We start from the raw sequence: 16,449 nt of genomic DNA, 5'->3' as shown, positions 1-16,449 counted from the left end.
TAGAATTTGCATCAACTGCTCAACTGTTTGATTAAAATTTCCTGTAACCGTTCCTTCTTTCGTTGTGAAATGGGAAGATTACTGTTGTCTGCCATTATCACATAACCTCCATCTTTTTTGATATAAGATTTCAGGTATGAAAGATTAATCAAATGCGACTGATGAATGCGCTCAAACCCGTGTTCGGTCAATAAATCTTCATACTCTTTCAGCGTTTTGGATATGAGCACCGGCTTGTTATTTTTAATGTAAAACTTGGTGTAATTGTCTTCGCTTTCACAACGGATAATATCGCTTACCTCAAACAAATGAATACCGTCAGAATTGGATAAGGCAATGCGTTTGAAATTATCAACTTTTTTGCGGATGTTTTCCAACAGCAAATCAATATGCGCCACACTGTCATTTTTATCGAGTACGTTTTTCAGTTTCCCGATTACTTTTTCCAACTCTTCTGGGTCAACCGGCTTCAGCAAAAAATCCAATGCACTGAAACGAAAAGCTTTAATAGCGTATTGTTCATGCGCCGTGATAAAAACCAGTTGCGAATTCAGTTTCCCTTTCTGATTTACAGCTTCCAACAAATCAAAACCCGAACCATCGCCCAAATGAATATCCAAAAAGACCACCTGAGGCGGACTGCTCAACAGCAATTCCGTTCCACTCTCCACGCTGTCTGCTTCTCCAATAATTTTAATATCGGGAGCATAGCGAGTCAGTAAAGATTTCATTCCGTTGCGCAAATTGTTATCGTCGTCTATTAATACTGCTGTTATCATTTTGTTTATTGCTTTATGCTGTGTTTTTGATTGAGATTTAATGTTTGTCATTGACATATTGAATCGGTAAATGCAATGTAACTTTGGTTCCCAATACTTCTCCGTGACTGTTTTTAACTTCATCCATTGTTACGCTGGCTTTTTTGTGGGTAACCGATTCAATCATTTCCAATCGTTTTTGGGTAATATCAAGCGCCATCGATTTGTGAGCCGCTACCGAATGTTCTTTTTGTGCTTTAGACTGTTGAAAACCAATACCGCTGTCTTCAACAGTACAAAGCAAACTTTCTTTTTCAATTTCAAATCGAATCGCAATACTTCCCATTTCTTTTTTCGGAATCACACCGTGTATGATGGCATTTTCTACAAAAGGCTGCAACAATAGCGGTGGCAACCCCATATCATCTTCAATTTCAATGCTTTTTATAATCGAAAAATTGAATTTATTATTGAAACGCAATTGTTCCAACTCCAGATAATTCTGCAGACTTTCTATTTCTTTATCAATCGGAATCAACGATTCTTTCGAATATTCCAACGTTAATCGCATAAGTTTGGAAAACTTAGACAAGTATTTGATAGCCGAATCGGTACCGTTTTGCACAATAAAACTCGATATCGAGCCCAAGCAATTGAAAACAAAATGCGGATTCATTTGTAAATGCAGAGCTTTCTGTTCGTATTCTGCCAATTCTTTTTGCAGTGTCAGCGTTTTTTTCAACTGCAATCGGTTGTAAATCAAAAATACTATCCCGAAAGCCAATAAAATAAACAGTATCACAAAAAAGATTTGCTGTTGGTGGCGTTTAGCTTCTTCGTTGTAAATGACTTCGCGCTTTTCCTGCTCTTTCTTTTGTAATGCTTCTTTCTTTTCGAACTCAAAATTCATCTCGGCACGCACACTGTTGCGTACATTTTCGTTGTTACTCAGACTGTCTTTGGCCATATTGTACAACTTGAAATGCCGCAAAGCTTCATCGGGCTTGTTTAGTTTTTCATAGATTTCACTCAGCCGTTTTTCAGCAAGTTGCACCTGCTCCAACACGTTGATTTTTTTGGCTAACGTCAACGAAAGATAAGTGTACTTGAGAGCTTCATTCCAGTTACGTTGTTCATAATAAATATCGCCTATGAAATAGTACGTATCCGAGAGCCCGAATTTGTCATCAATTCCGGTAAAAGTTTCAATTGCTTTAGTATACTGAATCAATGCTTCAGCAGGATTTTTGGTTTCCTTGTAATACAACCCCAAATTGTTATACAACTCTCCCAGCCCACGCTGATTCGGAAATTTTGTAAACAGTTGTTTCGCCTTGTTGTAATACTCAAAAGCTTTATCGTAATTCTTTTGTTTTAAGTAAATGTTTCCCACATTCGTTGTGGTAATCCCAACCGTGTTATCTCCCATCTTTTCCTGAATCTTCAGGCATTTGATGAAATAATTTAAGGCTTTGAAGTCATCTCCCTGCGATTTATAAACTACTCCTATGTTGTTATACACCCGGGAACATTTGGCCATATCTTTATCGGCTTCATAAATTTTAACGGCTTTCAGGTGGTATTGCAGAGCTTTGGCATAATTATTTTGTTCCGAAAAAACAACTCCCAAACTACCGTAAGCCCGGGCAAGTCCGTTATTAATTTCTTTGTTGTTTTCGTTGGAAGCATTGTCGATCGCTTTTTCAAACACAGCCTGTGCCTCAGAAAAAAACTGCAACGCTTGAGGATAGTTGCCCAAAAGAATATTTGAATTTCCTAAATTGAGTAGTGCATTACCTTTGGCAATAGAGTAATTAATTTTGGTTGCCAACTGCAGTGCTTCATTGGCATATTTCTGCATCTGTTTGGGATCACCTGCTTTGTATTCGTCAGCAATAGTATTGAGCAACTGAACTTTGTCGATATCATTTTTGGTTTTTTGCAAAACCAGTATCAGACTGTCGATTTTTTGATTTTGTGTCCAGCCAACCGTCGAAAAAACGAGCAGCGCATACAAAAGAAGAGGTCTTACTTTTTTCATTTATCCATTTTCAAATGTCTTAAACAAAAATAGCATTTCCATTTGGCTTACCCGGTTCAAAATTAGAATTTGAGCAGTTTCATCGAGAATTTGACCAAAAAAAATCCCGAGCTTTCACTCGGGATTCTTACTTTATAATTTGTATTCTTAAGCTTAAGAAAGGGCCACTTTTACTTGGTCAGCAGCTTCTTGGAATTGTACCGCTGATAAGATTGGCATACCTGAATTATCAATTAGTTCTTTAGCAATCTCAGCATTGGTTCCTTGTAAACGAACGATAATTGGCACTTTAATGGCATCGCCCATATTTTTATAAGCGTCAACTACACCTTGAGCCACACGGTCACAACGCACAATTCCACCAAAAATATTAATCAAAATGGCTTTTACATTCGGATCTTTCAGGATGATACGGAAAGCTGTTTCAACACGTTTAGCATCAGCAGTACCACCTACGTCTAAGAAATTCGCCGGCTCAAAACCTGCGTATTTAATCAAATCCATAGTAGCCATAGCTAATCCGGCACCGTTTACCATACAACCCACAGTTCCGTCAAGATCAACGTAGTTCAAACCAACCTCTTTGGCTTCCACTTCAATTGGATTTTCCTCACGGATGTCGCGCATGTCGGCAATTTTCGGTTGACGGTAAAGTGCATTGTCATCAATGTTTACTTTCGCATCAACAGCCATAATTTTATTGTCTGATGTTTTTAACACCGGATTGATTTCAAACATTGAAGCATCCGAACCGATGTATGCATTGTACAAACAGTCAACAAACTTCACCATTTCTTTGAAAGCATTTCCTGAAAGCCCTAAATTGAAAGCAATTCTGCGTGCTTGGAAGGCTTGTAAACCAACTGTTGGGTCAATTTCTTCAGTAAAAATTAAATGTGGAGTATGCTCGGCAACTTCTTCAATATCCATTCCTCCTTCGGTAGAATACATGATCATGTTTCTTCCTGTGGCACGGTTTAAAAGCACTGACATGTAAAACTCAGACGTTTCACTTTCACCCGGATAGTATACATCTTCAGCAATCAATACTTTGTGTACTTTTTTACCTTCGGCAGAAGTTTGCGGAGTGATTAATTGCATCCCGATGATTTGCTCAGCCAGTTCTTCAACCTGTTGCAGGTTTTTGGCCAATTTTACACCTCCGCCTTTTCCTCTTCCACCAGCGTGAATTTGAGCTTTGATCACATGCCATCCTGTACCTGTTTCAGCCGTCAATTGTTTGGCTGCAGCTACTGCTTCTACCGGATTGTTGGCCACAATACCTCGCTGAATGCGAACGCCATAACTGGCTAATATTTCTTTTCCTTGATATTCGTGTATGTTCATAATAAATAGTTAGTTTGTGAACTGCTGAAACCTAATTCAGCCAAATGTGCCACAAAAGTAATTAATTAGAACCAAACCAAAAAGAAATGTATACCAATTTAGTATATTTCTTGGTACCGGGATATTTTTCAGGGCAAACGCAACCTTTTTTGAGCAAAAGTATCTTTTATTAAAATCAAAAAACTATGAAAAAACTAATCACCCCTTTTGCTCTTTTAGCGCTCTTCCTCGCTACAGGTTGCAGCAAAGATTCAAATGCAGCCGCAATCAACTCAATTCAGGGAAGATGGAAACTGGTTAATGTGAGTGGCACTTTTGCCGGAATCAATAACAATTTTACTCCCGGAACCATTGTTTGGGATTTCAATCCAATCACCCAAACCGTAACAGTAGTCAACAACAACCCTGACCCTAATAAATGGGACGTACTCGAAACAGGAGTGTACAATTACCAATTGGTCAACAATCCGGAAATGCCTTGCAACGAAAGTCTGGAAATAAACGGCAGTTCCTACGGTTGCTTTTCAATATCAAATAACAGTTTGATTATAGATCAATCGGTAGCGGACGGATTTTTCATCACCCTAAAACAGTAACGGCAATTATTGTTATTTTCTTTGGAAACCAAAAGACGGAATACTTAGCTTTGTAAAAAATCAAAGTTATGCAACCATCAGAATTAGAAGCCTTAGCACATGAATTTGGCAATCCTTTGTATGTATACGATGCCGAAAAAATTGAATCACAATTCCACCGATTGACTAATGCCTTTTCCAAAGTAGAAAAACTTCGCATCAATTATGCGATGAAAGCTTTGTCGAATGTTTCTATTCTGAAGTTACTCAAAAATATGGGTTCCGGTCTTGACACCGTTTCCATACAGGAAGTACAATTAGGATTGCATGCCGGATTTACCCCCGATAAAATCATCTTTACACCCAATGGCGTTTCTTTTGAAGAAATAGAGGAAGCTGCTCAATTGGGTGTTCAAATCAACATTGATAATCTTTCGGTTTTAGAACATTTCGGCACCAAACACCCTAACATTCCTGTTTGCATCCGCATCAATCCACACGTGATGGCGGGCGGAAATGAAAACATTTCTGTAGGACATATTGATAGCAAATTCGGCATTTCGATTTACCAGATTCCGCATGTGTTGCGCATAGTGGAAAACACCAAAATGCACATCAACGGCATTCACATGCATACAGGTTCGGATATTTTAGACATTGAAGTCTTTTTGTATGCTGCCGAAATTTTGTTTGATACCGCCAAACAGTTCAAGGATTTGGATTTTCTCGATTTCGGCTCGGGTTTCAAAGTCCCTTATAAAAAAGACGACATCGAAACCAACATCGAAGAATTAGGCAAAAAACTAACCAAACGTTTTTTAGCTTTTGAAAAAGAATACGGTCGCAAGTTGGCTTTAGCATTTGAACCGGGCAAATTTTTGGTTAGTGAGGCCGGTTATTTTTTGGCCAAAGTAAATGTAGTCAAACAAACAACTTCTACGGTTTTTGCCGGAATTGACAGTGGTTTTAACCATCTGATTCGTCCGATGTTTTACGGTTCGCAACATGCCATTGAAAACATTTCGAATCCTAAAGGAAAAGAGCGGTTCTACACCGTCGTAGGTTATATTTGCGAAACCGACACATTTGCCAATAATCGCAGAATTGCCGAAATTCACGAAGGAGATATTTTGTGTTTCCGGAACGCCGGAGCCTATTGTTTTTCAATGGCTTCCAACTACAACTCGCGTTTCAAGCCGGCCGAAGTGCTGTGGAAAAATGGCAAAGGTCATTTGATTAGGGAACGAGAATCTTTTGAAGACTTATTGCAAAATCAGATTATGATTGAAGTGTAAACAAAAAAAAATACCGACGTATCGGTATTTTATCAACTTTTGAACGTTTGCCATTACTTATCCAGCACTTCCGAGAGTACTTTGCTTTCAGTACTGTTTGGCATGGTTATTTTTATTTTTTGTGCCAAAGTCGGAGCAATTTCTGTTATTTCTTTTTTGTCGTGTGTCTCCCCTTTTTTGATGTTCCAGCCGTAAAAAATACACGGCACATGAGTATCATAACTGTAAGTTGTTCCGTGAGAAGTTCCGGTGGGACCGTATTCGATATAACCGGGTTTGTCGAGTATGATTAAATCCCCGTTCTGGGTAACATCGTATCCTTTGGCAATGAAATTGAGGTAATAATCACCGCCTGAATTGGCCAGAATTTCTTCTTCCGTATACACTCTCTTCACCTGAGGTTGAGTCATTAAAAAGTCCTTGAACGCTTGTTTTACTTTTGGCAATTCTAGTCCTTTATTTTTGATAATTTCTTTATTAAAGAACAGATTGAAATTACTGTAATTCAACACTAAATCTTCTCCGAATGCGTTTGATGAAAACTTTTTCAAAGCGGCTCTGATTTCTTTTGTTTCCACATTAGTCACGTTGTATTTATGATCGTTCAGGAATCGGGCGTTTTCAGCACCGGCATGATCTGCTGTGAGGAATACCAAATAGTTGTCTTTCCCAACCGTTTTATCTAAATAATTCAAAAAATCAGCAATAGTCAAATCCAAACGCAAATAGGTATCCTGCAACTCCATAGAACGTGGCCCGAGTAAGTGTCCCACATAATCGGTTGAAGAAAAACTCACCGCCAGAAAATCGGTAATACTGTCTTTTCCCAGCGCTTCTTTTTCAATAGCTACTTTGGCAAAATCAGCCACATAATCATTCCCGAAAGGAGTACTGCGCAACACTCCCGCATCATTTTTTTCATACATGGCTTTCAAATCATACGGAAAAACCGGCTGTTCAGCTTTGTATAATTTACCTTCATACGGATTATTATCGGCCAAACTTTCGTCATAAGCTGCTATAGGTTTTAACAAATTCCAGCCTTTGTTAAGATAGTTCAAATATCCTTTTTGAGCATTGAATTCATTTACCCATTCCGGTAGTTTTTCTCCGTAAAAAGTACTGGATATGAAGTTTCCGATCTTGCTGTACCAAAATGCCCAATTGGCAAAATGTCCGGCCGGAAGAATAGCTCCGCGATCTTTGATACTGATTCCGATAACTTTTCCTTTGAAATTGGTAGACAACCGCAATTCATCGGTAATTGTAGTAGCCAGTAAATTTTTGGGTGACATGGCTCCCTCTTCTGGTGTTCCTTCACCAACAGTTTGCACTGAAGCATCATCGGTACAATAGGTTTCTTTACCTAACGCACGGCTAAACCACTCATTCCCGACGATGCCGTGATTGACAGGCGTGGTCCCGGTATAAATAGAAGCATGTCCCGGCGCAGTATAAGTGGGCATATAATTGTAATGCATGTTGTGGAAGGTGTAGCCATTGTTCATCAATCGCCTGAAACCATTATCAGAAAAATCGCTTTGAAAACGATAAAGGTATTCCATTTTCATTTGGTCAACAACGATACCGACAACCAATTTAGGTCGATTTTGTGCGGATACTGCTCCGGCAATACAACAAACAAGAAGCAACAGAAACTTTTTCATAAGAATACATTTGAATTACAAAAGTACTGAATCAGGATGAATGCGCATAAAAAAACAAAGGCCTCCGAACCCGAACGCCTTTGAAAAATTCCCAATTTTTAAACAACTATTATAACTAACAACTTATTTTAAAATCATAAACGTACATCTGCGGTTGGCCGCATGCTCTTCTTCGGTACAATCGTTTTTCGGACAAATGATAAGCGGTTTGGTTTCGCCATATCCTACCGATGACAATCGTCTTCTTTCAATACCGTTTTGCACCAGATATTCTAAAGCCGATGCCGCTCTTTTGTTGGATAACCTCAAATTATACATGGCCGATGCTCTTGAATCGGTATGAGAGCCAATTTGAATTTCCATATAAGGGTATTTTTTCAATAAATTGACCAAAACGTCCAATACCTGCGCTGCCTGAGGCTTGATATTCCATTTGTCTAAATCGAAATAAATGTTCTCCAAATCGATTAAAACTGTTCCGTCAGCTTTTTTGTTGATGATGTCTTCGGCATCGTAATACGATTCTACTTTCATCTGAAGATCTAAATACACTTTACCATTCTTGCTGGTTTCAAACTCTGATTCTGCCGGAATGTAGAAATCTTTGAAAGCCATGATTTTGTATTTCTTATTCGGCTCGGTATTGAACATAAAATCACCGTCTTTACCTACCAACACTTCATCCAACAACACTCCTTTATCGTCATATAATTTTACGGTTGAACCCGGTAAAAGCGCCAATGTTTTCTTGTCGCGCACTTCTCCTTCTACCAAATACTGTAACTTATTAGGCTCGCGTACAAAAGTATAGAGGTTATCGTCTCCCTCGCGGTTTGAAGCAAAATAGCCTTGATTTTTTTCTTCATCAATGATGTAGTTGAAATCATCCATTTCACTATTGATGGTAGACCCCAGATTTACAGGTTTGTCAAACTCAGTATCGCTGATTTTTTTGGCCATGAAAATATCTAGATTTCCACATCCCTGATGACCATCAGAAGCAAAATACAATGTTCCGTCAGTAGATATGAAAGGAAATTGCTCGCGGTGTAATGTATTTATTGTAGGTCCTAAATTTCGTGGTTGACCAAAGATTCCGTTTGCATCAATATCGACTACATATAAATCCATAGAACCCTGACCTCCGGGCATATCGCTGGCGAAATACATTTGTTTTCCGTCTTTGGTCAGACAAGGGTGTTCTACCGAATACTCATCATTGGAAAGCGGCAGTTTTGTGGCATAAATCCATTTTCCGTCTTTGAATTCAGCTTTAAAAATCTTTATGGTCGCAACCATTTCTTCACCAACTTTTACTTGTTTATCTCCACTTCGGTTGAAGTACATGATTCTACCATCGGGTGTAAATGTCGCATTACTTTCGTGAAATTTGGTATTGATAGGGTCCGGGAATGGCTCTATATTGGTCAACTGCCCTTTGTCATCGACGGTTGCCGAAAACAAATCCAAATACGGTTTTTCATTCCAGCCATATGATTTTCCCATGGCATTGCGGGTTGAGGAAAATGCTACTTTATCGCCGTAAAATGAAATACCGAAATCACCTTTATTTTTGTCTTTTGACATTATTTCCAATTTATAGCTCATAACCGAATTTCGGGAAGCGCTTTTCATGAAACGTTGGGTATTTTGTTCATAACCCAGGTACAGTTTCATGACACTGTCCCCTTTCTCAAAGTCTTTGGTCCCTTTTAAAGCATTGGCAAATCGGAAGTAAACTTCTTTTTCTATACTGTCTTTAAACGTGGTAAACAATTGCTTGTAGGCGCGAACGGCATTGCTCATTTGAAAATTGTAATAGTAACAATCGCCTAAATTCTGCAACACTTCTTTTGACGGCGCTACCTGTTCATAAATAGCCGCCGCCTTGACGTAGGATTTTGTCTGAAACAAACTGTTGCCATCTTTAACAGTGGCTTTCTTTTGGGCAAAAAGAGTCGTAATACTGCAAAAAACAAAAACTATGTAGTAAATTTTTCTCATCCTTTTCATTTTTAAAAGAATCTTGGTGATTTGTCATACCCTTTTCCGGAATCTTTATCTTTGCTTTTTCCTAAATCAAAAAGGACAAAAACCTCGTGCGAACCCGAGTTGAACTTTCTCAAATTCGTCAGGGTATAATCATACGAATAACCGATTCTGAGAGATGGCGTTACATAAAAACTGGCCAATCCGCTGACAGAATCATCCAGTCTGTAGCCTACACCTGCTTCGAATTTGTTATTAATCAAAACATTGGTGGTCAAATCAATTGAAACCGGAGCTCCTTCAACTCCCTTGGCCATGAAAGCCGGTTTTACTTTGAGGTTGTCATTGCCGTTAAAGGTAAAAACATAACCACCGGTCAAGAAATAATGTATGGCTTCAACACCCGTAGTGGTAATTCCCGATTGCTTTTCGAGGTGTTTTGTAGTCAGTAAATTGGGGGCAGAAAATCCAACATAATAGTTAGATCCAAATAAATAGGTTCCGGCACCAACATTGGGAAATGTTTTGCTGATATTCTCCTTAAACGCCGGATCTAAAGCGGAATCCGTATATTCGAATCCGGTAAAATCAGTACTGAAAAGCGTAACTCCTCCTTTCAACCCGAAAGATAATTTTGTAGTTTCTCCTAAATCTAAAACATAAGCGAAGTCAGCAAAAATGTTGCTTTCTTTCACCACTTCACCAATTTCATCATGTACTACTGACACTCCCATTTCAACTTTCTTAGACAAAGGTTTGTGCGCAAAGAAAGACTGAGTGGTGGGTGCACCTTTGATGCCTACCCATTGAGCCCGGTATATTCCCCCTAAATTAATCACTCCCGGATTATCTGTAGCATAAGCCGGATTGATGACACTCATGTTGTACATATAATGAGTAAACTCGGGATCTTGCTGTGCCTGTACCCAAGTGGAGTAAAAGGCAACGAATAGCACCGAGAGATATTGTATCGTTTTATGTTTCATAGTATTTCTCATTATCTGCTTAAGTATACTCTATCTTGATATGGTTTTCTGGCTCCGTCATTGAAGTTGATGATGAAGAAATAAACTCCGGTAGGCAATAAATTATTTCCTAATTTCAATCCTTTTTCGGTAGTAGTTCCATCCCAATTAGGGGTGTTAATATCTCCTTGATACACTTTGTTTCCGTAGCGGTTGTAGATTTCCAAAGTAAATTTCGGGTACAATTGCGCCAAGTTATCAATCACAAAAGTATCGTTGATGCCGTCATTATTCGGAGAGAACCCATCCGGTATTCTGATGTCTGCACAACCTGACAAATCAACTTCAACCGGTAATCGAGTTGCGCTTTCACATCCACTGGCAGCTACTGCAGCGGCGTAATATGTGATACCGTCTACCAACAAATCACTTTCATCGTAAACAGTACCTCCGGTTGGAGCATTATACCAGATAACTGTTTGTCCAAGAACCGGAACAATATTGGCCGTCAAATTCAACACCTTAGGACTATCGTCGTCACAGAAAATAAACCCATCCGGAATTAAGGTTGGCTCAGCTAAGGTAGCCACTGAGAAATTGGTCGCCAAGGTAAAAGTCAACGGACCTCCACATCCGGAAGTGGCATAAACTATAGAAGTAACGGTAATTGTTGTAGTCCCTGAATTAGCCAAAGAAGTTCCCGGTATAATAATCGAAGTCGTTCCGTTTACAAAGGCTACAGTCGTACTGACCGCAGTAGCTGTATTGGCTCCTGAGAGGTCATAAACTACAGTGTAATTCCCATTCGGTAAATTGGTAGCTCCTGTAACCGTTGCTGTACTGTCAGAGGCAACACAAGTATCCTGAACTGTTATGAGAGCTCCGGTTGCATCAGGAATAGCATTAATAGCAAAAGTAGCCGAGGCTGTTTCTGCCGGATTGGTACAACCGGTAAGCGATACAATCCCAATAATAGTTAAGGTATAATTACCGGTAGTTGTAAACATAGAAGCCGGGAAACTGAATTGACCCACACCTCCGATAACAGTTACATTACCGGTAGTTCCGGTAGCAGGATTTGGTCCCTGGATAGTATAATTGAATTGATAAACCGCATCAGGCAACCCTGTTGCATTGGCAATATTAACCACCACTGAACTTCCTAAACACACACTCGGGATGGTTAAGTTTGCCGGATCAATATCAGCCAAAGGCTTAACAGTGAGAGAAACCGGCACATTAACCAAACTAAAACAGGATGATGTATTGTCTGTTATTTTGGTAAAAGTAATCAAGGTCAATCCTGCATTCGGCAATACTGAACTTGGTATTAAAAAACTACCCGTACCACTCGAAATTGTCACTATGGTTTGCTGAGCCGTCAAAGTATTAGCTCCTGTAATATCATAGTCAAGTGTATAAACACCATCGGTCATTCCGTTAAAATTAACAATACCGTTTGCCCCTATACAGATTGAGGCTGCGGTAACATTCAGAGTTGTCAACTTTGGACTGGCTAAAACAGTGAATTGAACTGTTTCTGAATCGGGTAAACAAACACCATTGTTAGCTGTGTAAGTATACGAATAGCTTCCCGACACAAAGGTTACAATATTTACAGGCGAAGTAACCACCGCATTGCTGCTGTCTGTCCACACACCACCCGAATCCTGACCGGTTAATAAGGTATTCAAATCAAAAACACCCACAGAAGAACAAACGGAAGGCAACGGTGTGAAAGTTCCGGCATTGTTTTGATTGACTACGGTAAATGTAGTGGCTGCATCTTCATTATTGTTGGAACAACCAGTTGCTGTTGTTATGGCATTAATGGTAATGGAATAGTTGCCTGCTGTTCCTATCATGGCGGCCGGTATTGTAAACAAACCGTTTCCTCCTGTTATTGTCACATTTCCTGAACTTCCTGTCGTCGGATTTCCTGTAGGTATGGTATAATCAAATTGATAATTTCCATCCGGAAGATTTGTAGCATTAGCTATGCTTAACGTTGCATCACTTCCGACACATACAGCGGCCACTGAAAGATTAGCATTTTCCAATTGGACTACCGGATTGATAATGATACTACCGGTTACATTGGTCAATGAAGATTGGCAAGTTGTTGCGGTATTTTGAATAGATGTAAAACTTATGGTTGTTGTGCCTATTGCCGGGACAGTAGTTGTAGGTATAACAAAACTGGCGGTTCCTCCGGTTACCGTAACGGTTACGGTTTGGTTGGCTACAACATTGCTACCGCTCAAATCATAATTCAGGGTATAAGTTCCGTCAACCATTCCCGATAAATTTACTGTCACATCATTGGTTACGCACACTGTTGGTATAGTAATATTTGCATTATCTAATGCAGGATTGTCTAAAATCTCAAAAGTAACGACAGTTGGATCACTACTACCACAATCATTGCTTACCATGTAATAATATGAATAGCTACCGACAGTAAACGAGGAAATATCAATCGGATTAGTAATTTCGTTATCACTCATGTCATACCACAATCCATTTCCATCCGCATTTTGAATCAAAGTGGTCAAATCAATCGTTCCGACCGAATTACAAACTGGAGCTATTGAAACCGCCGTACCGGCATTTGGCAAATCAACTACCGTAATAGTGACCAAAGCTGTATCTGTAGTACATGGTGCCGGTCCACCCGTAACGGTATAAGTAAAATGATATACTCCCGGTGCAGTCAATGATGGATTAAAAATCGTTCCGCTCAACGCCCCAGTGCTATCGTCATCACTAAACGTTCCTGCATCGTATGAACTTCCTAAATAATTTATCAAATCCAATCCGGTGCTGTCAATACAAACACTGGTACCACCATCGCTACCGGCGTTTGGCGCTTGTAATATAGTTATCGAAACTGTGGCTGAAGCCGGGTCACACCCTACTCCGCCAACTACTGTATAAGTATAATCTCCCGAAAGTCCGGTAGCAGGATCAAACATATTTGAAACCACTGTATTGGATGAATCGGTCCAAACACCATTTGGTTGAGGAGTTCCGTCTAAAAGTGTCAGCAAATCAACCGGTGCTCCGTTGGAACAAAGTGTTTTTACCGTTCCTATACCCGCATCAGGCACAGGTGAAATAGATACGGTTATTACCGCCACATCATTATCACACGGATTTATCCCCGACAACGTATAAGTATAATCTCCAACCGGATCAGTTGATGGGTCAAAAATACCCGTAACCACCATATTGGAAGGGTTTGTCCAAACACCACCAAGTTGAGCATTAACCCCTAACTGGCTAAATAAATTATAGGGGGCGCTATTAGAACAAATTGAAAAAGGCCCACTGTTTCCGGCTTCGGGTCCCGGCGTAACCGTAACCGCAACAACCGCTACATCATCAGGACACGGCGCTGTACCCGCTACTGTATATGTATAATTTCCGGAGACAGCTGTAGCCGGATTCAAAATATTAGAGATGACAGCATTAGAAGGATCTCTCCAAACACCTCCTGTCTGCGGAGTTCCATTCAGAGCAGTGAATAAGTCAACAGGATTTTGATTTGAACAAAGTGGTAAATTTCCATCATTTCCAGCCTCAGGCGGCAAAACAACTGTTACCTGGACTGATTTTGAATCAGAAGTACACGGTGCAACTCCGGTTACTGTATAAGTATAGGTATTAGATAAATCCACTGCCGGATTAAACAATCCGGTACCGCTTGCTAAAGCTGGAGTCCAAACTCCCCCAGTTTGAGCTGTTGCTCCTAATAGCGTGAACAAATCAAAGGCTGCTCCCGATTTACAAACTGAAACCGGAGCAGGACTAACCCCAGCATTGGGTTGCGGGTTTACTGTTAAGGTTACTGTTTGGCTGAGTGGTTTGGTACAGCTTGGTGAACCCGAGGTGGTCACACTAACCAATACTACGGTCGTATTAGCTGCATAAGTCCCCGATAAAGTGGCGGTTCCAGAAGCATCTAAGACGATGGTTTGGTTGGCTCCTCCGTTGATGGTATATGTTACCGTAGCATTCGGTGTTCCGGTGAAAGTCAGGGTCGAACTGGTATTGGCACAAATAGTTGTTGGCGAAAAACTTGCCGAGGCAGTCGGGTCAATTACCGTTAAGGTTATCGTTTGATTGAGTGGTTTGGTACAGCTTGGTGAACCCGAGGTGGTCACACTAACCAATACTACGGTCGTATTAGCTGCATAAGTCCCCGATAAAGTGGCGGTTCCAGAAGCATCTAAAACGATGGTTTGGTTGGCTCCTCCGTTAATGGTATATGTTACCGTAGCATTCGGTGTTCCGGTGAAAGTCAGAGTCGAACTGCTATTGGCACAAATAGTTGTTGGTGCAAAACTTGCCGAGGCAGTCGGGTCAATTACCGTTAAGGTTATAGTTTGATTCAGTGGTTTGGTACAGCTTGGTGAACCCGAGGTCGTCACACTAACCAATACTACTGTTGTGTTGACCGTGTAAGTCCCCGATAAAGTGGCGGTTCCAGAAGCATCTAAAACGATGGTTTGGTTGGCTCCTCCGTTGATGGTATATGTTACCGTAGCATTCGGTGTTCCGGTGAAAGTCAGAGTCGAACTGCTATTGGCACAAATAGTTGTTGGCGCAAAACTTGCCGAGGCAGTCGGGTCAATTACTGTTAAGGTTATCGTTTGGCTGAGTGGTTTGGTACAGCTTGGTGAACCCGAGGTGGTCACACTAACCAATACTACTGTTGTGTTGACCGTGTAAGTCCCCGATAAAGTAGCGGTTCCAGAAGCATCTAAAACAATGGTTTGGTTGGCTCCTCCGTTGATGGTATATGTTACCGTAGCATTCGGTGTTCCGGTGAAAGTCAGGGTCGAACTGCTATTGGCACAAATAGTTGTTGGCGCAAAACTTGCCGAAGCAGTCGGGTCAATTACCGTTAAGGTTATCGTTTGATTGAGTGGTTTGGTACAGCTTGGTGAACCCGAGGTGGTCACACTAACCAATACTACGGTCGTATTAGCTGCATAAGTCCCCGATAAAGTGGCGGTTCCAGAAGTATCTAAAACGATGGTTTGGTTGGCTCCTCCGTTGATGGTATATGTTACCGTAGCATTCGGTGTTCCGGTGAAAGTCAGAGTCGAACTGCTATTGGCACAAATAGTTGTTGGCGAAAAACTTGCCGAGGCAGTTGGGTCAATTACCGTTAAGGTTATAGTTTGATTGAGTGGTTTGGTACAGCTTGGTGAACCCGAGGTCGTCACACTCACCAATACTACGGTCGTATTAGCTGCATAAGTCCCCGATAAAGTGGCGGTTCCAGAAGCATCTAAGACGATGGTTTGGTTGGCTCCTCCGTTGATGGTATATGTTACCGTAGCATTCGGTGTTCCGGTGAAAGTCAGAGTCGAACTGCTATTGGCACAAATAGTTGTTGGCGAAAAACTTGCCGAAGCAGTCGGGTCAATTACCGTTAAAGTTATCGTTTGGCTGAGTGGTTTGGYACAGCTTGGTGAACCCGAGGTGGTCACACTCACCAATACTACTGTTGTGTTGACCGTGTAAGTTCCCGATAAAGTGGCGGTTCCAGAAGCATCTAAAACGATGGTTTGGTTGGCTCCTCCGTTGATGGTATAKGTTACCGTAGCATTCGGTGTTCCGGTGAAAGTCAGAGTCGAACTGGTATTGGCACAAATAGTTGTTGGTGCAAAACTTGCCGAGGCAGTCGGGTCAATTACCGTTAAAGTTACCGTTTGGCTGAGTGGTTTGGTACAGCTTGGTGAACCCGAGGTGGTCACACTCACCAATACTACTGTTGTGTTGACCGTGTAAGTYCCCGATA

9 protein-coding genes are annotated in these 16,449 nt (G+C 40.7%); 2 read left to right on the top strand and 7 right to left on the bottom strand.

The features are described from left to right. Positions 1–11: 11 nt before the first annotated feature. The 3 genes from EZL74_RS10840 to sucC form a co-directional block, all read right to left on the bottom strand. Positions 12–779: a LytR/AlgR family response regulator transcription factor gene (locus EZL74_RS10840; protein ID WP_131476635.1), complete on the bottom strand. Its 768-nt coding sequence runs from the start codon at positions 777–779 to the stop codon at positions 12–14. Between the two features lie 37 nt (positions 780–816). Further along, positions 817–2,799 (bottom strand): tetratricopeptide repeat-containing sensor histidine kinase, encoded by a 1,983-nt coding sequence (locus EZL74_RS10835; protein ID WP_131476634.1) that lies wholly within the window; start codon positions 2,797–2,799, stop codon positions 817–819. Between the two features lie 153 nt (positions 2,800–2,952). Then, positions 2,953–4,146 (bottom strand): ADP-forming succinate--CoA ligase subunit beta, encoded by a 1,194-nt coding sequence (gene sucC, locus EZL74_RS10830; RefSeq protein WP_131476633.1) that lies wholly within the window; start codon positions 4,144–4,146, stop codon positions 2,953–2,955. Positions 4,147–4,331: 185 nt separating this feature from the next. On the opposite strand from sucC, the gene EZL74_RS10825 reads away from it, so the two are divergent. Next, complete coding sequence (locus EZL74_RS10825; RefSeq protein WP_131476632.1) at positions 4,332–4,742, top strand: hypothetical protein; 411 nt, start codon at positions 4,332–4,334, stop codon at positions 4,740–4,742. A 68-nt stretch (positions 4,743–4,810) separates the two neighbouring features. Further along, the gene (gene lysA, locus EZL74_RS10820) at positions 4,811–6,016 is read left to right on the top strand and encodes a diaminopimelate decarboxylase (protein WP_131476631.1); all 1,206 of its coding nucleotides are present in this window, start codon (positions 4,811–4,813) and stop codon (positions 6,014–6,016) included. Between the two features lie 53 nt (positions 6,017–6,069). On the opposite strand, the gene pafA is transcribed toward lysA, so the two are convergent. The 4 genes from pafA to EZL74_RS10800 all read right to left on the bottom strand — a co-directional run bounded on the left by pafA (position 6,070) and on the right by EZL74_RS10800 (position 16,411). Then, positions 6,070–7,683: an alkaline phosphatase PafA gene (pafA, locus tag EZL74_RS10815; protein WP_131476630.1), complete on the bottom strand. Its 1,614-nt coding sequence runs from the start codon at positions 7,681–7,683 to the stop codon at positions 6,070–6,072. 123 nt (positions 7,684–7,806) lie between these two features. Then, positions 7,807–9,687, bottom strand: a complete 1,881-nt coding sequence (locus EZL74_RS10810) for an OmpA family protein (RefSeq protein WP_161971730.1) — start codon at positions 9,685–9,687, stop codon at positions 7,807–7,809. A gap of 11 nt (positions 9,688–9,698) precedes the next feature. Next, a complete protein-coding gene (locus tag EZL74_RS10805; protein ID WP_131476628.1) occupies positions 9,699–10,658 on the bottom strand; it encodes a PorP/SprF family type IX secretion system membrane protein in 960 nt (319 codons plus the stop codon). Positions 10,659–10,669: 11 nt separating this feature from the next. Beyond that, on the bottom strand, positions 10,670–16,411 hold the full coding sequence (locus EZL74_RS10800; RefSeq protein ID WP_204745136.1) for a gliding motility-associated C-terminal domain-containing protein: 5,742 nt from the start codon (positions 16,409–16,411) through the stop codon (positions 10,670–10,672). Positions 16,412–16,449: the final 38 nt, after the last annotated feature.

Origin of the sequence: Flavobacterium silvisoli (genome assembly GCF_004329815.1) — a bacterium.
In the GTDB taxonomy this organism is placed as follows: domain Bacteria; phylum Bacteroidota; class Bacteroidia; order Flavobacteriales; family Flavobacteriaceae; genus Flavobacterium; species Flavobacterium silvisoli.
This window is presented reverse-complemented; position numbering and strand designations above follow the sequence as displayed.